At 71.0% G+C, this 18,187-nt stretch carries 19 protein-coding genes and 1 pseudogene; 7 read left to right on the top strand and 13 right to left on the bottom strand.

Going from position 1 to position 18,187, the window contains the following annotated elements; translation table 11 throughout:
• Positions 1 to 89 precede the first annotated feature (89 nt).
• Positions 90 to 989, bottom strand: a complete 900-nt coding sequence (locus ACIBAF_RS07780) for a helix-turn-helix domain-containing protein (protein WP_399462241.1) — start codon at positions 987 to 989, stop codon at positions 90 to 92.
• A 176-nt stretch (positions 990 to 1,165) separates the two neighbouring features.
• Between ACIBAF_RS07780 and ACIBAF_RS07775 the strand changes: the two genes are divergently transcribed.
• Positions 1,166 to 2,206 carry an NAD(P)-dependent alcohol dehydrogenase gene (locus tag ACIBAF_RS07775; protein ID WP_399462240.1) on the top strand — a complete coding sequence of 347 codons (1,041 nt, stop codon included), beginning with the start codon at positions 1,166 to 1,168 and terminating at the stop codon, positions 2,204 to 2,206.
• A 49-nt stretch (positions 2,207 to 2,255) separates the two neighbouring features.
• On the opposite strand, the gene ACIBAF_RS07770 is transcribed toward ACIBAF_RS07775, so the two are convergent.
• From ACIBAF_RS07770 to ACIBAF_RS07745, 6 genes and pseudogenes are all read right to left on the bottom strand, one after another.
• Positions 2,256 to 2,558: a hypothetical protein gene (locus ACIBAF_RS07770; protein ID WP_399462239.1), complete on the bottom strand. Its 303-nt coding sequence runs from the start codon at positions 2,556 to 2,558 to the stop codon at positions 2,256 to 2,258.
• Positions 2,559 to 2,647: 89 nt separating this feature from the next.
• A pseudogene (locus ACIBAF_RS07765) lies at positions 2,648 to 2,827 on the bottom strand (iron chelate uptake ABC transporter family permease subunit); the annotation flags it as partial.
• A gap of 15 nt (positions 2,828 to 2,842) precedes the next feature.
• Positions 2,843 to 3,694 carry a hypothetical protein gene (locus ACIBAF_RS07760; RefSeq protein WP_399462238.1) on the bottom strand — a complete coding sequence of 284 codons (852 nt, stop codon included), beginning with the start codon at positions 3,692 to 3,694 and terminating at the stop codon, positions 2,843 to 2,845.
• Entirely contained in the window at positions 3,687 to 4,799 is a 1,113-nt protein-coding gene (locus tag ACIBAF_RS07755; RefSeq protein WP_399462237.1) for a serine hydrolase domain-containing protein, read from the bottom strand. The genes ACIBAF_RS07760 and ACIBAF_RS07755 overlap by 8 nt, the downstream gene beginning before the upstream one ends.
• 77 nt (positions 4,800 to 4,876) lie before the next feature.
• Positions 4,877 to 5,575 (bottom strand): DUF4389 domain-containing protein, encoded by a 699-nt coding sequence (locus ACIBAF_RS07750; protein WP_399462236.1) that lies wholly within the window; start codon positions 5,573 to 5,575, stop codon positions 4,877 to 4,879.
• A 41-nt stretch (positions 5,576 to 5,616) separates the two neighbouring features.
• On the bottom strand, positions 5,617 to 5,814 hold the full coding sequence (locus ACIBAF_RS07745) for a hypothetical protein (RefSeq protein ID WP_079660116.1): 198 nt from the start codon (positions 5,812 to 5,814) through the stop codon (positions 5,617 to 5,619).
• 282 nt (positions 5,815 to 6,096) lie between these two features.
• Between ACIBAF_RS07745 and ACIBAF_RS07740 the strand changes: the two genes are divergently transcribed.
• Both ACIBAF_RS07740 and manD read left to right on the top strand, forming a co-directional pair.
• Positions 6,097 to 7,524, top strand: coding sequence for a gluconokinase, GntK/IdnK-type (locus ACIBAF_RS07740; RefSeq protein WP_399462235.1), 1,428 nt, complete (start codon positions 6,097 to 6,099; stop codon positions 7,522 to 7,524).
• Positions 7,525 to 7,567: 43 nt separating this feature from the next.
• Complete coding sequence (manD, locus tag ACIBAF_RS07735; protein ID WP_399462234.1) at positions 7,568 to 8,812, top strand: D-mannonate dehydratase ManD; 1,245 nt, start codon at positions 7,568 to 7,570, stop codon at positions 8,810 to 8,812.
• Between the two features lie 26 nt (positions 8,813 to 8,838).
• Here manD and ACIBAF_RS07730 read toward each other — a convergent pair whose 3' ends face one another.
• The 3 genes from ACIBAF_RS07730 to ACIBAF_RS07720 form a co-directional block, all read right to left on the bottom strand.
• Complete coding sequence (locus ACIBAF_RS07730) at positions 8,839 to 9,123, bottom strand: hypothetical protein (RefSeq protein WP_399462233.1); 285 nt, start codon at positions 9,121 to 9,123, stop codon at positions 8,839 to 8,841.
• A 142-nt stretch (positions 9,124 to 9,265) separates the two neighbouring features.
• Positions 9,266 to 10,543: a hypothetical protein gene (locus ACIBAF_RS07725; protein ID WP_399462232.1), complete on the bottom strand. Its 1,278-nt coding sequence runs from the start codon at positions 10,541 to 10,543 to the stop codon at positions 9,266 to 9,268.
• A 178-nt stretch (positions 10,544 to 10,721) separates the two neighbouring features.
• A complete protein-coding gene (locus ACIBAF_RS07720) occupies positions 10,722 to 11,840 on the bottom strand; it encodes a hypothetical protein (protein WP_399462231.1) in 1,119 nt (372 codons plus the stop codon).
• A 164-nt stretch (positions 11,841 to 12,004) separates the two neighbouring features.
• On the opposite strand from ACIBAF_RS07720, the gene ACIBAF_RS07715 reads away from it, so the two are divergent.
• Complete coding sequence (locus ACIBAF_RS07715) at positions 12,005 to 13,159, top strand: cystathionine gamma-synthase (protein ID WP_399462230.1); 1,155 nt, start codon at positions 12,005 to 12,007, stop codon at positions 13,157 to 13,159.
• A gap of 26 nt (positions 13,160 to 13,185) precedes the next feature.
• On the opposite strand, the gene ACIBAF_RS07710 is transcribed toward ACIBAF_RS07715, so the two are convergent.
• The 3 genes from ACIBAF_RS07710 to ACIBAF_RS07700 form a co-directional block, all read right to left on the bottom strand.
• Positions 13,186 to 13,434, bottom strand: a complete 249-nt coding sequence (locus ACIBAF_RS07710; protein ID WP_399462229.1) for a hypothetical protein — start codon at positions 13,432 to 13,434, stop codon at positions 13,186 to 13,188.
• A complete protein-coding gene (locus ACIBAF_RS07705; RefSeq protein WP_399462228.1) occupies positions 13,431 to 13,958 on the bottom strand; it encodes a sigma factor-like helix-turn-helix DNA-binding protein in 528 nt (175 codons plus the stop codon). Before ACIBAF_RS07705 ends, ACIBAF_RS07710 begins: the two co-directional genes overlap by 4 nt.
• A 206-nt stretch (positions 13,959 to 14,164) precedes the next feature.
• Complete coding sequence (locus ACIBAF_RS07700; RefSeq protein ID WP_399462384.1) at positions 14,165 to 14,674, bottom strand: MarR family winged helix-turn-helix transcriptional regulator; 510 nt, start codon at positions 14,672 to 14,674, stop codon at positions 14,165 to 14,167.
• 163 nt (positions 14,675 to 14,837) lie between these two features.
• Here ACIBAF_RS07700 and ilvA point away from each other — a divergent pair, with 163 nt between their 5' ends.
• From ilvA to ACIBAF_RS07685, 3 genes are all read left to right on the top strand, one after another.
• Positions 14,838 to 16,067, top strand: coding sequence for a threonine ammonia-lyase (gene ilvA / locus ACIBAF_RS07695; protein WP_399462226.1), 1,230 nt, complete (start codon positions 14,838 to 14,840; stop codon positions 16,065 to 16,067).
• 168 nt (positions 16,068 to 16,235) lie between these two features.
• A complete protein-coding gene (locus tag ACIBAF_RS07690; protein WP_399462225.1) occupies positions 16,236 to 17,240 on the top strand; it encodes an ATP-binding cassette domain-containing protein in 1,005 nt (334 codons plus the stop codon).
• Entirely contained in the window at positions 17,237 to 18,100 is an 864-nt protein-coding gene (locus ACIBAF_RS07685; protein ID WP_399462223.1) for an ABC transporter permease, read from the top strand. Before ACIBAF_RS07690 ends, ACIBAF_RS07685 begins: the two co-directional genes overlap by 4 nt.
• Positions 18,101 to 18,187 lie beyond the last annotated feature (87 nt).

Below are 18,187 nucleotides of genomic sequence, written 5' to 3'. Positions count from 1 at the left end.
CTCTGGGGGCGGCGGGCCCCGCCCCCGGCAGGCCCGGCGCCAGCCGACGGTGCCTTCAGGCGGACGGTGCGTTCAGGCGGACGGTGCGTTCAGGCGGACGGCGCCTGGGACCCCGCCCGAGTAGCGTCGGCGCCCCAGCTGGCCAGCAGCCGCAGCCCCTCCGCCGAGGCCGAATCCGGCTCCGCGTGGTACGTCACCATCGTCTGCTCGCCGTCGTCGAGAAGCCTGAACCCCTCGAAGTTCAGGGAGAGTTCGCCGACCAGCGGATGCCTCATCCGCTTCACGCCGTGGCTCTTCTCCTTGACGTCGTGCGTGGCCCACAGCCGCCGGAAGTCCTCGCTCTTCACCGACAGCTCGCCCACCAGCGCCGACAGCCGTGGGTCGTCCGGATAGCAGCCTGCGTCCATCCGCAGGGCGCAGACGATGTCGATCGCCTTCTGCTCCCAGTCCACGAAGAGCTCGTGGTAGTCGGGGCGCAGGAACGTCAGCCGCGCCCAGTTGCGCTCCGCCTCCGGCAGCTTCCCCCAGTCGCCGAAGAGCGCCGCCGCCATCCGGTTCCACGCCAGGATCTCCGAGCGCCGCCCGATGATGTACGCCGGCACCGCGTCCATCGTGTCCAGCAGCTGTCGCAGGGCCGCCCGCGCCTGCTGGGGCCGTGCCGTCTGCTTCTTCTTGTGCTTCGGCTTCGCCAGGTGGGTGAGGTGGGCGTGCTCGGCGTCCGTCAGCCGCAGCGCCCGGGCGATCGAGTCCAGCACCTCCGCCGACACGTTCCGCCCGTTGCCCTGCTCCAGGCGCGTGTAGTACGCCACGGACACCCCGGCCAGCTGCGCCAGCTCCTCGCGCCGCAGCCCCGGCACCCTGCGGTGCCGTCCGAAGTCCGGCAGCCCCACGTCCTCGGGCTTCAGCCGGGCCCGCCGGGTGCGCAGGAACTCGCTCAGCTCGGCCCGCCGGTCAAGGGGGGCGCCGGCGGGTTCGGGGTGTTCGTCCATGCCGTCCAGTATCGCCGGTCGTACGCACAGGATCCTGACCCCGCCAGTGGTAGGCACAGCAGACGTACGCAGAAGTGTGACCTGGGTGATTCCCGTGCCGTCAGGCAGGCTGGACGCAAGCCCCGGCCCGAAAGGCAGGCCGGGACTACGCAACCCCCCGCTAGGAGACCCCCGGCATGACCACCGTTGCCGCGTACGCCGCACCCGCCGCCAAGGCTCCGCTGGAGCGCACGACGATCGAGCGCCGTCCGGTCGGCGAGTTCGACGTCCTGATCGACATCGAGTTCGCCGGCATCTGCCACTCCGACATCCACCAGGCCCGCGAGGGCTGGGGCGAGGCCATCTTCCCGATGGTCCCGGGCCACGAGATCGCGGGCGTCGTCTCCGAGGTCGGCCCGGGCGTCACCAAGCACGCCGTCGGAGACCGCGTCGGCGTCGGCTGCCTCGTCGACTCCTGCCGTGAGTGCGACAACTGCAAGGCCGGTCTGGAGCAGTACTGCACCGGCGGCGGCGTCGGCACGTACAACGCCGTCGGCAAGGACGGCGAGCCCACCTACGGCGGCTACTCGCAGAAGATCGTCGTGGACGAGAACTACGTCGTCCGCATCCCCGACGGCCTCTCCCTCGACGTGGCCGCGCCGCTGCTCTGCGCCGGCATCACCACGTACTCCCCGCTCAAGCACTGGAACGCCGGCCCCGGCAAGAAGGTCGCGATCCTCGGCATGGGCGGCCTCGGCCACATGGGCGTCAAGATCGCGCACGCGCTCGGCGCCGAGGTGACCGTGCTGTCCCAGTCGCTGCGCAAGCAGGAGGACGGCCTGAAGCTGGGCGCCGACCACTACTACGCCACCAGCGACGGGAACACCTTCAAGGAGCTGGCCGGCACGTTCGACCTGATCCTGTCCACGGTCTCGGCCCCGCTGAACCTGGACGCCTACCTGTCCCTGCTCCGCACCGACGGCGCCTTCGTGAACGTCGGCGCGCCCGAGGAGCCCGTCAACCTCAACCTGTTCTCGGTGATCGGCGGCCGCAAGACCCTCGCGGGCTCCGGCATCGGCGGCATCCAGGAGACCCAGGAGATGCTCGACTTCTGCGCCGAGCACGGCTTCGGCGCCGAGATCGAGCTGATCAGCGCCGAGGAGATCAACGAGGCGTACGAGCGGGTGCTCAGCAGCGACGTCCGCTACCGCTTCGTGATCGACGCGTCGACGATCTGAGGACCGTACGGTGAGCAGGGCCCCCGGCAGGAACGCCGGGGGCCCTGCCTCATCCCGCGCAACTGATCGTTCCGCCCGGGGACGGCTGGTACAGCGACCACACGATCAGCGCCTGGAGGCCGAGCAGCAGCAGCCCGGCCGGCAGCACGAACCCGGCCATCTGCACCGGCCCGCGCGGGCGCAGCGGCCGCAGCAGCCGCCGGCCGGCGAGCGTCACGGCGGCGAGGGTGGCGAGGAGCCCGGCGTACGCCGCCGCGTACATCGGCCAGGTGTTGGCCACGTCGTGGCACGCGGCCGGCTCCGCACCGGCGTGCCGGTCCTCGAACACGTTGAACGCGTACGCCGTCAGCACCCCGAGCGCGAGCAGTACGACGGACCAGGACGCGATGGCCCAGCCCTCGGGGTCGTCCTCGGCCGCGGCGTCGGCGATCGCGCCGGTGTTCAGGTCAAGCGGTTCGGCTGCATCCCGCGCCGCCAGGCGAGGACGTAGACGAGGGCGGCGGCCGTGAGACCGCCCGCCACGGACACGGCGGCGGCGCCGTGCCCCACCCCGATCACGTGCGGACTGGCCAGCGGGTTCCGGGTGACCGTCTGCACGAGCGCCCCGGACGACCCGAGGGCGGCGCCGACAAGGGCTCAGGCGACGGGGAACGTCTCGCCGTCGCCGTAGGACCGCACGACGACGCCGCCCCCGGGAGCGGGTCGCAGGGAGTGGGCCCGCCCGAGCCCCGCCACCCGCGCCCGCCCGGATCCGCCTGCGCCCCCGCCGCCGACCTCCACCAGGGTGTTCTCGTCGATGGCCACCCCGTGCGCCAGCCGCCCGGCGGCCACCACGGCGGCCAGCCGCCCCACCGTTCCCCACTGCGCGGCGTGCACGTCCACCCCGAACGGCACGAGCCCCAGCCCGGGCCGGACCTCGACCTCCTCGAGATCCTCGGCGGCGTCCGGCGGACACACGGCCACCCCGTCCACCAGCCACCCCCCGACCACCGCGTCCCGCGCCGCGACCGCGGCTCCCGCGGAGAATCCGGCGTAGGGAACACGTCGCTCGGCGAGCAGGGCAGGCAGGGAACGGAGCTCTCCGGCGAACGCCTCCTGATACGCGGGCGTCAGCCCACCGCAGACGAGCACCCCGTCCACGTCCCCGGAGAGCGCGCCGACGTCGAACCGCTCCCCGACCGGCACCAGCAAGGGCACGGGCGTGCACGGCCCGGCCTTCCGCAGGGCGACGTCGTACCGCGCGAACTGCTCGGCGCCGTCCCCCTCGTCGACGAGCACACAGAGGACGCGCGGACCGGAGCCGCCCCCGGCCCCCGAGCCGGCCCCCGAGCCGGTCGCCGAGCCGGCCCTCATCGAACCGGCCGCCACGGCACGCAGAAACGGTCCGTGGACGACGTCGGCGACCGTCTCCTCCCACCCGCCGCCGATCAGGAACACCCGACTGCTCCCATCGCCGCTGCCCACGGGTTCTTCCGCCGCCTCAGCCACCGGCCTGAAGCCCCTTGAGGCCGTCGTAGACGGACATCGCGATCTCCATGCCCCGCGTGTCGTCCGCGGGCTCGCGCATCTGGTTCGTCACGTACGCCACCGTCATCCGCGCCTCGGGATCGATCACGACGAGCGAGCCGCCCCAGCCGCCCCACCCGTAGGTGTTGCCGAACCGCCCGTAGCCCAGGCCCCAGCTGATCGGCATGCCCAGAACGCGGTCCTGGCCGCTGAACTGTTCCTCCCACGCACGGTCGCGGCCCGCCCGCGACAGCAGCCGCACCCCGCGCACCGCACCCCCGCAGGCCATCGCCGACTGGACGAGGGCCACCGAGCGCGCGTTGCCGAATCCGCTCGCCGCGGGGATCTGCGCCCGGCGCCAGGCCACGCTGTTGCCGTCACGGACGCGGAACGCGGTCGCGGCAGTCGGGGCCGGGTCGCCGCCGGGCGCGCTCGCGACGTAGTCCTCGTCCCGGGACGGGGGCGGGATCGTCAGCGCCACCCGGTGGTCGTGCTCGGCCGGCAGCCCCATACGGAAGTCCGCGCCGAGCGGTCCCGCGATCTCGGCGGCGAAGAAGTCGCCCGGACTCCGGCCCGTGATCCGGCGTACGACCTCGCCCACCAGGAACCCCTGGGTGAGCGAGTGGTACCCGGCCGCGCTGCCCGGCTCCCACCGCGGCGCCTGGGCGGCGAGGCGTGCCGTGGCGGCCGGCCAGTCGTAGACCTCCTCCACCGACCCCTCCCAGTCGGGCAGGCCCGCGGTGTGCGCGAGCACGTGCCGTACCAGCACGCCTTCCTTGCCCGCCGCGGCGAACTCCGGCCAGTACCGGGCGACCGGCGCGTCGAGATCGAGCTCGCCGCGGTCGGCCAGCACCAGCGCGCACAGGGCCGTCATCGTCTTGGTGACGGAATAGACGTTGACGATCGTGTCGCGCTGCCAGGGCACCGTGCGATCCGCGTCGGCGAACCCGCCCCAGACGTCCACCACCGGCTCCCCGTCCACGAAGACGGCCACCGAACCGCCGGTGTCCCCGCCGTCCAGCAGGGCGCCCAGCGCCGTGGGCACCGCGGTGAACAGACCGTCGTATGAGCCCTGAATGTCAGCCATGCCGCCATCTAGCCCCCGCGGACCCCCCGCAGGCAACCGAATTCCACGCGCGCCGACTTCCGCGAGCCACCCGGCCGCTACGGCCCTCCGGGACCGGAATCGCTCACCGAGGTCTCTGCCAGGGGGGAGGCCTGTCCGCCCATGTCGAGGCGGAACGGCGGGTACTCATCGGTCATCAGCGCGGCATAGGCGGCCACCCGCGCGACCCAGCGGGCCAGGCCGAGCAGCAGGTCGAACAGATGAACCGGGTAACGGGCCGTCACCGCCAGGATGACCACGGCGACCAGAGAGAGGAAGGGGATCAGGCCACCGCCGTGCCAGCCGTCCTCGCCTCCCCAGCCCCACGCCCAGTCGCCGACGAACATCCCGACGACGATGTACTGCGGGATCGCCAGCAGCCACCACTTCACCAGGACCAGGCCACGGGAGAGGCGCTCGGGATAGTCGACGTCGAACTGCGCCGGGTAGTCGGGCGCCTTCGCGAGGGTGAACGGCGGATACCGGTCGGTGCCGAGCGCGGTGTGCGCGTAGAAACTGACCCGCCAGTTCCAGCGCATGACGCCGACGTTGAATTCGAAGAGGGACCGGGGATATCGGCCCGTGAAAAGGATGGCGAAGAACGCGAAGACGGTCACGAGGACGAACGCGATCCACAGGAAGCACAGCACGATGTAGTGCGGAATCGCGAGGAGCCACTTCACCAGCCAAAGCCATCTGGACAACCGAGGATCGAGAGCCGCCTCGATATGCACAGGCGAGGACGCTTTCCTGATCATGATTTCAGGCTCGCACGCCGACCGGAACCCCGCGACTCGTCTCAGAGCAGCAGCGGCAGGCCCACGAGTGCCGCGCCGCTCGCGCCCAGCGCTGCCATGAGCGATCCGGGCCAGTTGCCCGACTGGGCGTACGTCAGCAGCCCTGCCAGCAGTCCCGCCACCACCGCGGCCAAGAAGATGAGAGCCCAGCGCAAGGACAGCCGCTCCGGCGGTGGCGTGGGCGAGGTCGGTTCGGACATACGACACTCCTGCGACTGCGTCAGGATTGGCTCCACCGGAACCTCTCGAATGGGTGTGACCGATGACTGACCACCGTAGCCACGTAAGCGGTACCAGAGAAGCCTTCTAATGTGGCATACCGCTGGGGGAGGGGGCTTAGGGGGGCGGCCACGGGGAGGCGTGCGCGCCGGTGCGCGCCCTTACGACTCTCTGCGCTTCTTCAGGCATTGTCCGGACTGCTGACCAGAGCTGCTCTGTGACCTAACGTTCTCGCCATGACTGGTGCTGAATCAGACCCACACGTGGATTCCGAGGACGCGACACGGGGTTCCACCGCCAAGGTGGTGGAACTACTGGGCTGTCAGATCGTGGAAGGGGCCAAGCCGCGCGACCAGCACCTGACCGTGGACGCCGTCATGCACGAGTTCGGGACCACCCGGCCCATGGCGCGCGAGGCACTGCAGACGCTGCATCAGAAGGGCCTGATCAATCTGCAGCCGCGGATCGGAGCCACCGTTCAGGCGCTGGAACGTTGGGACCTGCTGGACCCCGACGTGATCGCGTGGCGTCTGGAGGTGGCCCCCGACAGCCAGATGCGGTCGCTCACCGAGCTGCGGGAGGTGATCGAGCCCCGGGCGGCCAGGCTGGCGGCGCTGAGCAGATCCGCGGAGGTCTGTCACGACCTGACCAGCCGGGCCCGCACCCTGCTCGCCCTCAGCGAGGAACCGGACTTCGCGCGGCAGCGGGAAGGAGCCCCGATCCGGCAGCGCTTCCGGGACGTCGACGCAGCCTTCCACCACACCCTGCTGGCCGGCTCGCGCAACGAGCTGTTCCTGCGTCTGTCCCACCCGGTCGTCATGGCCCTGAACCACCGGATCGACCGGGACTGGGCGGGCGGCCACCAGGAGGCGACGGTCACGTCGGCGCGCGCCCCGGTCGGCGCCGACACCGTACAGAGCTATCCCACGCGGCCGGAGCCGATCGCCATGTGGCTGCACATGGGGCTGGCCTACGCCGTCGACCAGGGACTGCCGACGGCCTCGGAGGCCTTCGCGGAGGCCATCCTCGCCGAGATCCGAGGCGGCCGACTGCAGGACCCCGCCGTACTCGACCGTCTTCGGGCGGGGCTGGACGAGTTCGACCCGAACGGCCTGCCGAGCGCCCGTCGAGACGGCTTCCGGGACGCCATGGCCGCGTTGATCCGGGTGCGGCGCGCCCCCGTCGTCGTCATGGGGGTGACCGGGTGCGGCAAGACCACCGTCGGCCGGTACCTGGCGGAGTCGCTCGGGGCGCCCTTCGAAGAGGGCGACCGCTTCCATCCCAGACGCAACGTGGAGTCGATGGAGCACGGCGGCCGTCTCGACGACCGCAGCCGCAGTCCGTGGCTGGCCGCCGTCGCGGGCCGCATGCGGGCGGCGGGCTCGGAGGAAGGGCTGGTGATCACGTGCTCGGCCCTCAGACGCATCTACCGCGAGCTGCTGCGCGTGGCCCGCCCCGACGCGTTCTTCGTGCACCTGGAACTCGACCAGGACGAGGCCACCGCCCGCGTGGCCGGCCGACAGTCGCACTACATGCCCGCCTCCCTGGTGCCCTCACAGTTCGAGGACCTCGAACCACTGCAGGAGGACGAGGCCGGCATGACCGTCGACGCGACCCTGCCCGTCGAACGCATCGTCGCCGAGGTCCAGACCGAACTGGCCCGGCGCACGCGGCGGCACCCGACCGATTGACCCGATCGAAGAATTGACCCGATCGAAGAGAGGGGACCTCGTCATGCGGATCGTGTCCGCCGAGGTGATCGTCACCAGCCCGGGACGGAACTTCGTCACCCTGCGCATCACCACCGAGGACGGCCTCACCGGCCTCGGCGACGCCACGCTGAACGGCCGGGAACTCGCCGTTCAGGCCTACCTGGACAGCCATGTCATCCCCCTGATCGTCGGAGCGGACGCCTCCCGCATCGAGGACACCTGGCAGTACCTCTACCGCGGTGCGTACTGGCGGCGCGGCCCCGTGACCATGGCGGCCGTCGCGGCGGTCGACACCGCGCTGTGGGACATCAAGGCCAAGAGCGCCGGGATGCCCCTGTACCAGCTCCTCGGCGGCGCCTCCCGCAGCGGAGCCCTGGCCTACGGCCACGCCTCGGGCCGCGATGTGCCCGAACTGCTCGACTCCGTGCGCAAGCATCTGGAGCTGGGCTACCGCGCCATCCGCATTCAGAGCGGCATACCCGGCCTGGACTCGGTGTACGGCGTGGCCGCCTCCGGCGCGGAGGGCGGCGAGCGCTACGACTACGAGCCCGCGCGCCGAGCCGCCGTCGGCGGGCGGCCCCTGCCGCTCGTGGAGACCTGGGATACCCGCGCGTATCTGCGGCACATGCCGTCCGTCTTCGAGGCCGTCCGGGCGGAGTTCGGTCCCGAGCTGCCCCTGCTGCACGACGGGCACCACCGGATGACACCGATCCAGGCCGCCCAGCTGGGCAAGGCGCTGGAGCCGTACGACCTGTTCTGGCTGGAGGACGCCACGCCCGCGGAGGACCAGGCGGCCCTGCGCCTGATCCGGCAGCACACGACGACACCCCTGGCGATCGGCGAGGTCTTCAACTCGGTGTACGACTACACCACGTTGCTCAGCGAGCGGCTGATCGACTACGTGCGCTCCGCCGTCACCCACACCGGTGGCGTCACCGCCATGAAGAAGCTGCTCGATCTCGCGGACGTCTACGGCGTCAAGTCCGGGATGCACGGCCCGACCGACATCTCCCCGGTCGGCATGGCCGCCGCGCTCCACCTGGACCTGGCCGTCCACAACTTCGGCATCCAGGAGTACATGCAGCACTCCGTGCGAACGCTGGAGGTCTTCCGCACGTCGTTCCGCTTCGAGGACGGACTCCTGCACCCGTCCGACACCCCGGGCCTGGGAGTCGAACTGGACCCCGAGGCGGCCCGCCGCTTCCCCTACGAGCCGGCGTACCTGCCGGTCAACAGGCTGCGGGACGGCACCATGCACGACTGGTGAACCGGGTCATCGGGGCTGTCTCTCCGTCATGCGGAAGCCACCACCTCGCCGGCCATGACCTGCGGAGGGTTGGGGAGGAGCGACGCAAGGTTGTCCCGCACGAAGTCCGCAGCCCTCGAAATGGATTCGTCGGCGCCGGTCCGGTCCTGGAAGACGCTGGTCGAGACCATCACTCCGTCCCCGGCATCGATCCAGTAGTAGGCCACGAACCCGGGGACCTGACGCATGAGCGCCACGAACCCCTCGTTCACGAGACGTGCCGCCTCGGCTGAATCGGTCACCCCTTCGTACCGCCGGACTGCTGCGTACATCACCAAGCTCCTCATCGCGTTCTGGGTTCGTCCTCTGCGGAGACGTCGTACCCCTGTGGCGGCTGCCCGGCTCACAAGACGTCCGGCAATCACCTGAAGAGCCGCGCGATCACGCCCTTGCCGCACGCTGATCACGTGATGGTCAACCCAGCAGGTCGACGACCTCGCGGTAGCCGTCGTAGGCCTCGCCGTACTGGTGGGCGGCGAGGAGGAACATGGAACGGCCGGTCAACGCCTGTCCCAGTGCCTCCAGGCTCTGCTCCGTGGCTGCCATGCCGGCCGAGCGGCGCGCGAGTGCCACGTTCTCGTCGAAGATCGGGCGCAGTGGCTTCAGGATGCGGTAGCTGTGGTTCTCCCGGTGAAGGGCTGAGCGAATGGTGAGCCTCTGGTGCAGGGCGACCAGGGCGGGAAGGTGTTCGCGGGGGTCGGTCCTGGCCGCCTCTCTCAGACCGGCGACCTGTTCTTCGAGGGCGGGCAGGCTGTCGAAGTACGCCCGCTTGACGTCGGGTGACCAGTCATGGAACGGGAAGCCGAACGCAGGCGCGGGCGCACCCGGAGACGCGACGGGCTCCGTCCGCCGACCGGACAGGGCGTACAGAGTGGTCCACCACGACAGGATGTTGCTCCAGCTCTTGCGTTCCCCGGTCCTGTCCAGCTCGGACAGGCGCGCCAAGGCGTCCTGTCGGGCCCTGCCCGCCTCCACGCGTCGGCCGGCGGCGTCCAGCATCCCCGCCTGTTGGACCAGTTGCCACGTCAGGATGGCCAGCGCCGAGTCGCCCTCATCGACCTCGGCACGGCTGGCGTCCACGATGTCCGCGAAGGCCGTCAGAGCCGTGTCGTGACATCCGGCCGCGTCCAGCTCGGCTGTCCACGCCAGCATGGTCCAGAAATCGACCTGCGCCGAGCCTTCCGAGCGAGCTGCCCGGACCAGTCGTCCGCAGAGCTCCGCGGCCTCCCGGTGATTGCCGTCCTCGGCCAGCACGGCAGCCAGCTGCCAGTGCCCGTACACCGGACTTGGCACTTGACCGTGCGTGAAACCCCATCGCCCGGCCTCGGCCATCTCCTCACATACGGCGAAGCCCTCGGCCCTGCGTCCGGCGGCATACAGCTCGTACCGGTACGCGGACAGAGCACGGACGAGCAGCTCCGTCCTGTCGGGCTCGCCCGCGTCGATGCGCCGTGCCGTGGCAGCGGCCTCGGCGTGGCGCGCCAGTCGCGCCTCCGGCCGGTCCCGGACCTCTGGCGCGTAGCCGTACGAGAGCAGTGCCCGGGTCAGCTTCGGCAGGTACGTCAGCGGACTCACCGCCGAAAGCACTCGGTACGCCTCGACTTGTTGGCGGACGCTCGGTCTGGCTGATCCGAGCAACATCGTGCGGGCCCGCAGCACCGCATCCTGATCGACCTTGCCGGTGTGATCCATGACGGCGATTCTGAGAGCCGCAGGAGCGGCCGGACAAGGCTGCTGAGCTGTGCCTTTCGTCCTACGAAACCGGCCTCCGACCTGTCATGATGAAGGCGGTGTCACCCCTCGGCGGCTCAGCGCCGAACCGACCGGGCCCGACCCCCGTCGCGAGCCCGTGGCCGACGTCCGGCCCGCCTCAGTGCGGCAGGCTCGCCGGGCTGCCGCCGTTGGCCTCGTAGCCCGCCACCGCCAGCGCGCGGTAGACCGCGAACTCCGCGGCCGGGTCGGGGGAGAGGGTCCACGGGAGGGCGCCCACATGCCCGTCCACGTGGATGAGCTGGTTCATCGCCTCCGACCAGCGCTCGGCGCGCACCAGGAAGAAGACCAGCAGGTGACGGACGTGCGCCAGCATCGGGTCGTCGGCCCGGGCCGCGTGCACCGCGAACAGCGCGCCGTGCATCGCCTTCGTCACGACCTCGCTCTGGTAGAAGCTGCCGACGAGGTTCACCTCGGGCAGGTGCTCGAAGACCGCGAAGAGGGGCATGGCCGCGAGGAGGGAGCCCTGGGGCGCTCTTGCCGCCGCTGCTTCCGCGAACGAGTACGCCAGTTCCCGCGAGCCGTGCCATTTCTCGCACCAGTAGTGCAGAGCCGCGAGATGCGCCCCCATGTGCGCCGGGGCGCGGTCCAGGATCTTCAGCCAGAGCTGCTCGAAGTCGGCCTGCGAGTACCGCAGACCGCGGGCCACCGACAGCTCGACGATGTACGGGATCGGATCACCGGGGGACAGCAGCGCCGCCTGACCGCAGGCGTCCTTCGCCTCCTCCATGATGATCCGGAAGTCGTCCGTGCCCGGCGTGGACGTGCGCCACGCCTGCTGCACCAGGAACTCGGCGTGCACGGCCGCACCGCCCGCGTCCTTCGGCGCCTCCGTCCGCCACACCCGCAGCCACTGCCCGCCCGGTATCTCGCCGACCCCGCCCGGCCGCTGCTGCAGCTCCAGCGCCGCCGCGCCCGCGAAGGCCTGCACGCGCTGCCAGCGCAGCTCGCCCTCGGTCTCCGTGCCGGCCAGCAGCTGCTGGGCCGCCCGGTAGTCCTGCGTGTGCTGCACCACGTCCAGGACGTCCAGCAGGTCCTGGTCGGGGCCGGGCATGCGGATGTCCAGCTCCTCCGTGCGCACGAAACCGTAGGTCGCCGGGTCCGCGGCGTCCGGGTGATCAGCCGGAACCAGCTCGAGCTGGCCGCGCCTGCGCCGCAGGAACGGCAGCAGCACGAAGCCGATCAGGACCACCGCCATCAGGACCCAGAGAATCTCCATGCCACAAGCGAACCAGACGGCGCCGACAATTGGCCAACCCGCCCCCGCACCTGTGGAAAACCTCCGTTCCGGCCGGCGTCCCCGCGACCGGCCGGGGAGCCGTCCCGCGATCGGTCCGGCGGCCGTCCCACGCCGGGCGCGTGAGCGGACTACGCTCGGTGCCCATGAGCGACAGGCACATCAGTCAGCACTTCGAGACCCTCGCGATCCACGCGGGCAACACCGCCGATCCCCTCACCGGCGCGGTCGTCCCGCCGATCTACCAGGTCTCGACCTACAAGCAGGACGGCGTCGGCGGACTGCGCGGCGGCTACGAGTACAGCCGCAGCGCCAACCCGACCAGGACCGCCCTGGAGGAGAACCTCGCGGCCCTCGAGGGCGGCCGCCGAGGCCTCGCGTTCGCTTCCGGACTGGCGGCCGAGGACTGCCTGTTGCGCACGCTGCTCAGCCCCGGCGACCACGTGGTCATCCCGAACGACGCCTATGGCGGCACGTTCCGTCTCTTCGCGAAGGTCGTCGCCCGCTGGGGCGTGGAGTGGTCGGTCGCCGACACCGGCGACGCCTCCGCCGTACGGGCCGCGATCACCCCGAAGACCAAGGCCGTGTGGGTGGAGACCCCCTCCAACCCGCTCCTCGGCATCACCGACATCGCCGCCGTCGCCCAGGTCGCCCGGGACGCGGGGGCCCGCCTCGTCGTCGACAACACCTTCGCCACGCCGTACCTGCAGCAGCCGCTGTCGCTCGGCGCGGACGTCGTCGTGCACTCCCTGACGAAGTACATGGGCGGCCACTCCGACGTCGTCGGCGGCGCGCTGGTCACCGCCGACGAGGCCCTCGGCGAGGAACTGGCGTACCACCAGAACGCGATGGGCGCGGTCGCCGGGCCCTTCGACTCCTGGCTGGTGCTGCGCGGCGCGAAGACGCTGTCGGTGCGCATGGACCGGCACAGTCAGAACGCCGCCAAGGTCGCCGACATGCTGACCCGGCACGCGCGCGTGACGAACGTGCTCTACCCGGGCCTGCCGGAGCACCCCGGTCACGAGGTCGCCGCCAAGCAGATGCGGGCGTTCGGCGGCATGGTCTCCTTCCGGGTCACCGGGGGCGAGGAGGCGGCCGTCGAGGTCTGCAACCGCGCCAAGGTCTTCACCCTCGGTGAGTCCCTGGGCGGCGTCGAGTCCCTCATCGAGCACCCGGGGCGCATGACGCACGCGTCCGTGGCCGGTTCGGCGCTGGAGGTGCCCGGCGACCTCGTCCGTCTCTCCGTGGGCATCGAGAACGTCGACGACCTCCTCGAGGACCTGCAGCAGGCCCTCGGCTAGAGCCTGTCCGGCGGCGGTCTCGGGGGCTACCAGTCGGTGAGCGGTGGGGTCGTCTGTGACGGCGGCTCCACCCAGGGCTCGGCCACCGCCGCCCAGACGACGAACGCCACGGTCGCCGCGAACAGCAGCAGCCACAGCAGTCGCAGCGCGAGCGTGTGGCGGCGCAGGATACGGGTGCCGCGGCGTACGACGTCCGCGTGGAGGTCCGTCGGCACGTGCGGCGCCGTCCGCTCCATGATCTGGCGTACCGCGGCCTCCCGCTCGGCCCGGTTCACGAGGCCGCCGCCTTCGCCCGGCGCACCGCGCGCGCGGGTCCCCGCGGCGGATGCAACAGCGTCGCCGTCGCCCGGTCGCAGGCGGTGCGGACCCGTTCCGTCGGCAGCCCGAGCAGCGCCGCCACCTGTTCCTCGGCGACGCCCTCGTAGAGCCTCAGGACCAGGATCAGGCGCTCCTGCGGAGTGAGCCGCGCCAGCGCGCCCGAGGCGGAGTGCGGGCGGGCACGGGCCAGGGGCAGAGCGTCGTACAGCTGCCACGCGTACTGGTGCCACGCCTCGTGCGCGAAGCGGGTGGCCAGATACTCGCGGGCCCGGTTGTACGGGTCCTCGCCGTGGAGCCGGTCCCAGCACGCGTACGTGCGCGCAAGGGCGAGCGTCAGCAGACGACGCGCGCGCGGGTTGTCGTGCGGAGCCTCCGCGGTGAGCAGGGTGGCGGCGTGCAGCAGCCGCCCGCCCGCGCCCGCGACGAACGTCTCGAACTCCCTGGCCCGGCGGGCTTCCTGGGCCGTACGCGTCTCTCGCACACCGAGCCTCCCGCCTGACGGCGTCCCCCTGGAGGGCCATATGGCCCGGTCTCATATGAGGCCAGGGGCGGGCTTTCGGTCAAGAGCCGCGCACGCCCGCCGGAAAGTCGTCGGAAGGTCACGGGAGAGCGAGGGGAGAGCCGCTGCAGAACCGCCATCGCACAGCCGCCACGCGCGCGTGCGTCGCCGCGCGGTCGGGCCGACGCTCAGGAAGCGGCCGGCGACGGCTCCGCGCCCGGTAGGCCCTGCGCCGCCATCCGGGAGGACAGCGCGGTGTTGAAGCGGGTGAGGAGCGCACAGAACGACTCGCGCTCCTCCGGCGCCCAGTCCTCCGTCAGCTCGGCCATCAACTGACGCCGGGAGGACCGTACTTCCTCGAGACGCGACTGCCCGCGCGGGGACAGCTGGAGCACCACCGCGCGCCCGTCCTCGGGGTGCGAGGTCCGCTTGACCAGGCCGGTGTCGACGAGCGGGGCCACCTGCCGGGTGACCGTGGACGAGTCGATGCCCATGCTCGCGGCGAGCGCCTTGACGCCCATCGGGCCTTCGTTGTCGAGGCGGTTGAGCAGCAGGTACGCGGCACGGTCCATGGAGTTGCGCACCTGCCCGACGCCGCCGAGCCGGGTCTGTTCGGCACGGCGGGCGAACACCGCGACCTCGTGCTGCAGCGTGTCGAGGAGACCGGTGTCACCGACGGTCGTCATGTCCATCGACATTTCAGGTGTTGTGGGCATGGCCGGGGGCTCACTTCATGAAGGGGCTGCTGGAATGGGGGACAGAGTACGCGGCTGGAAGGCGGGTCGTACCGGCGCTGCGGAAACCGGTCTCGGAGGTTGGTCACAGCGGTCGTTCCCGCCTGTGAACTGCGATGCTGGAGTCATGAGCTACAGCACGGCTGACTCCTTGCGCCGCATCACCCTCGACGATGTGCGCGGCGCCCAGAAGATGCTGTCGGGCGTGGCGCGGGTGACCGCGATGGAGGGCAGCAGGCATCTGTCCCAGCTCGTCGGCGCGCCGGTCCACTTCAAGTGCGAGAACCTCCAGCGGACGGGATCGTTCAAGCTGCGCGGCGCGTACGTCCGGATCGCCGGGCTGCTGCCGGAGGAGCGGGCCGTCGGGGTCGTCGCGGCGAGCGCGGGCAACCACGCGCAGGGCGTGGCGCTGGCGTCGAGGGTGCTGGGCGTGCGGTCCACGGTGTTCATGCCCAAGGGCGCCCCGCTGCCGAAGATCAGCGCCACCCGGGAGTACGGCGCCGAGGTGCGCCTGCACGGCACCGTGGTGGACGAGACGCTGCACGCGGCGCAGGAGTACGCGGCGGAGACGGGCGCGGTGTTCATCCATCCCTTCGACCACCCCGACATCATCGCGGGGCAGGGCACGGTCGGCCTGGAGATCCTGGAGCAGTGCCCGGAGGTGCGCACGATCGTCGTCGGGATCGGCGGCGGCGGGCTGGCGGCGGGCATCGCGGTCGCGGCGAAGGCGCTGAGGCCGGACGTGCGGATCGTCGGCGTGCAGGCGGCGGGGGCCGCGGCGTACCCGCCCTCGCTGGCGGCCGGGCGGCCGGTGTCGATCAGGAACCCGGCGACGATGGCCGACGGCATCAAGGTCGGCCGGCCCGGTGACGTGCCGTTCGGCATCATCGGCGAGCTGGTGGACGAGGTGCGCACGGTGACGGAGGACGAGTTGTCCACCGCGCTGCTGCTGTGCCTGGAGCGGGCCAAGCTGGTCGTCGAACCGGCCGGGGCGAGCCCGGTGGCCGCGCTGCTGAGCGACCCCGGCGCCTTCGAGGGGCCGGTCGTCGCGGTGCTGTCCGGCGGCAACGTCGATCCGGTGCTGATGCAGCGGGTGCTGCGGCACGGCATGGCGGCGCAGGGCCGCTACCTGGCCGTACGGCTGCGGCTGACGGACCGGCCGGGCGCCCTCGCCACGCTTCTCGGGGTGTTGTCAGTGGTCGACGCTAACGTTCTCGACGTGAGCCATGTGCGGACCGACCCCCGGCTCGGGCTGACCGAGGCGGAGGTCGAACTGCACCTGGAGACGAAGGGGCCGGCGCACTGCGCCGAGGTCGGCCGGGCTCTGCGCGACGCCGGTTACACCGTCATCGACTGAGGTCAGAGCCCTTTTGTCACTCATTCGAGTAAGTCCGTTGTGAGACGCGATACATCGCGTTATGGTGTGTCTCATGCCGCTCACGCCGTGCACTTCCGGCCCTATCGGGCGGGACGAAAAGTACAAACCTAGGCTTTCCGAAGAATCCTCAACGACGTGGAGACTCATATGCCAGGCGCCATCTACGCCGAAGGCCTGGTGAAAACCTTCGGTGACGTAAAGGCTCTGGACGGCGTCGACCTCGACGTCCCGGAGGGCACCGTCCTCGGCCTGCTCGGGCCGAACGGCGCGGGCAAGACCACCGCGGTCCGCTGCCTGACCACCCTCCTGCGCCCCGACCGCGGCCGGGCCGTGGTCGCCGGCCTCGACGTGCTCAAGCACCCCAACGAGGTGCGCCGCTCGATCGGCCTGTCCGGCCAGTTCGCGGCGGTCGACGAATACCTCACCGGCCGCGAGAACCTCCAGATGGTCGGACAGCTCTACCAGATGAAGGCCGGCGCGGCGAAGGCCCGGGCCGCCGAACTGCTCGACCAGTTCGACCTCGCGGACGCCGCCGACCGCACTGCCAAGACCTACTCCGGAGGCATGCGCCGCCGCCTCGACCTGGCGGCGGCACTGGTGGTCTCACCGCCCGTGATGTTCATGGACGAGCCGACGACCGGCCTCGACCCGCGCAACCGCCAACTCCTGTGGGACGTCATCAAGCGACTCGTCTCCGGCGGGACGACGCTGCTGCTGACCACCCAGTACCTCGAAGAGGCCGACCACCTCGCGCACGACATCGCGGTCGTCGACCACGGCCGCGTCATCGCCCGCGGCACCTCCGACCAGCTCAAGGCCCGTACGGGCGGCGAGCGCGTGGAGGTCGTGGTGCACAACCGCGAACACATCACCACAGCCGAAGAGGTTCTGGCCGGCTTCGGCAAGGGCGAGACGGCCGTCGAGCAGCACACCCGCAAGCTCACCGTGCCCGTCTCCGGTGGCGCCAAGCTCCTCGCCGAGGTCATCCGCGAGCTCGACACCCGCGGCATAGAGATAGACGACATAGGCCTGCGCCGCCCCACGCTCGACGACGTCTTCCTCTCCCTGACGGGACACGTCGCCGAGACGAAGACCGAGGCGAACGACGAGAACAGCCGCACCGGACAGAGTGAGAGGGAGACCGCCAAATGAGTGCCGCCACCGACGCCGTACGCGGCGCGGCGCCCGCGCCCGCCCACCCACTCGGCCAGTCCGTCCGCGACTCGCTGGTCGTTGCAAAGCGCAACTTGATCCGCATGAGCCGGATTCCGGAAATGGTCATTTTCGGTCTCATCCAGCCCATCATGTTCGTGGTGCTCTTCACCTACGTGTTCGGCGGTTCCATGCGGATCGGCGGCAGTACGAGCGCCACCGACTACAAGAACTTCCTCATGGCCGGCATCTTCGCGCAGACCGTCACCTTCGCCACCGCAGGCGCCGGCGCCGGTATAGCCGACGACATGCACAAGGGCCTCATCGACCGCTTCCGCTCCCTGCCGATGGCGCGTGGCGCGGTGCTCACCGGCCGCACCCTCGCCGACCTCGTGCAGACGGCGCTCACCCTGCTCGTCCTCGCGGTCGTCGCCCTGCTCGTCGGCTGGCGGGTCGGCTCCGACGGCGAAACCGACATCGGCCGGGTGCTGGCCGCCTTCGGCCTGCTGCTCCTGCTGGGCTACGCCTTCACCTGGATCGGCGCCCTGATAGGCCTCACCGTCCGCACCCCCGAGGCGGCCACCTCCGGCGGACTGATCTGGCTCTTCCCGGTGACGTTCATATCCAACGCCTTCGTCGACACCAGCAACATGACGCCCTGGCTGCGCCACATCGCCGAATGGAACCCCTTCAGCGCCACCGTCCAGGCCTCCAGGGTGCTCTTCGCCAACCCCGGCCAGTCGCCGTCCGAGGCCTGGCCCATGCAGCACCCGGTCTGGGCCTCGCTGATCTACTCGGTCCTGATCGTCCTGATCTTCCGGACGCTAGCGGTCCGCAAGTACCGCTCGGCGACCGCATGACGAAACCCCCGGCGCTCGGGGGCGCCGGGGGCTCGTCCGGAAATCCGGGAACAGGAACTCCAGGAACAGGACGTTCAGGAAAGTCCA

This window comes from Streptomyces sp. NPDC051677 (assembly GCF_044453465.1).
Classification (GTDB): Bacteria; Actinomycetota; Actinomycetes; order Streptomycetales; family Streptomycetaceae; genus Streptomyces.
This window is presented reverse-complemented; position numbering and strand designations above follow the sequence as displayed.

Bases quoted from the DNA above. Each gene is read 5' to 3' on its own strand.
- ACIBAF_RS07745 (WP_079660116.1), bottom strand. From the start codon at position 5,814: ATGTCCGAACCGACCTCGCCCACGCCACCGCCGGAGCGGCTGTCCTTG.
- ACIBAF_RS07750 (WP_399462236.1), bottom strand. From the start codon at position 5,575: ATGATCAGGAAAGCGTCCTCGCCTGTGCATATCGAGGCGGCTCTCGAT.
- ACIBAF_RS07775 (WP_399462240.1), top strand. From the start codon at position 1,166: ATGACCACCGTTGCCGCGTACGCCGCACCCGCCGCCAAGGCTCCGCTG.
- ilvA (WP_399462226.1), top strand. From the start codon at position 14,838: ATGAGCTACAGCACGGCTGACTCCTTGCGCCGCATCACCCTCGACGAT.
- ACIBAF_RS07730 (WP_399462233.1), bottom strand. From the start codon at position 9,123: ATGTACGCAGCAGTCCGGCGGTACGAAGGGGTGACCGATTCAGCCGAG.
- ACIBAF_RS07755 (WP_399462237.1), bottom strand. From the start codon at position 4,799: ATGGCTGACATTCAGGGCTCATACGACGGTCTGTTCACCGCGGTGCCC.
- ACIBAF_RS07685 (WP_399462223.1), top strand. From the start codon at position 17,237: ATGAGTGCCGCCACCGACGCCGTACGCGGCGCGGCGCCCGCGCCCGCC.
- ACIBAF_RS07715 (WP_399462230.1), top strand. From the start codon at position 12,005: ATGAGCGACAGGCACATCAGTCAGCACTTCGAGACCCTCGCGATCCAC.
- ACIBAF_RS07725 (WP_399462232.1), bottom strand. From the start codon at position 10,543: ATGGATCACACCGGCAAGGTCGATCAGGATGCGGTGCTGCGGGCCCGC.
- ACIBAF_RS07700 (WP_399462384.1), bottom strand. From the start codon at position 14,674: ATGTCGATGGACATGACGACCGTCGGTGACACCGGTCTCCTCGACACG.
- ACIBAF_RS07720 (WP_399462231.1), bottom strand. From the start codon at position 11,840: ATGGAGATTCTCTGGGTCCTGATGGCGGTGGTCCTGATCGGCTTCGTG.
- ACIBAF_RS07780 (WP_399462241.1), bottom strand. From the start codon at position 989: ATGGACGAACACCCCGAACCCGCCGGCGCCCCCCTTGACCGGCGGGCC.
- manD (WP_399462234.1), top strand. From the start codon at position 7,568: ATGCGGATCGTGTCCGCCGAGGTGATCGTCACCAGCCCGGGACGGAAC.
- ACIBAF_RS07690 (WP_399462225.1), top strand. From the start codon at position 16,236: ATGCCAGGCGCCATCTACGCCGAAGGCCTGGTGAAAACCTTCGGTGAC.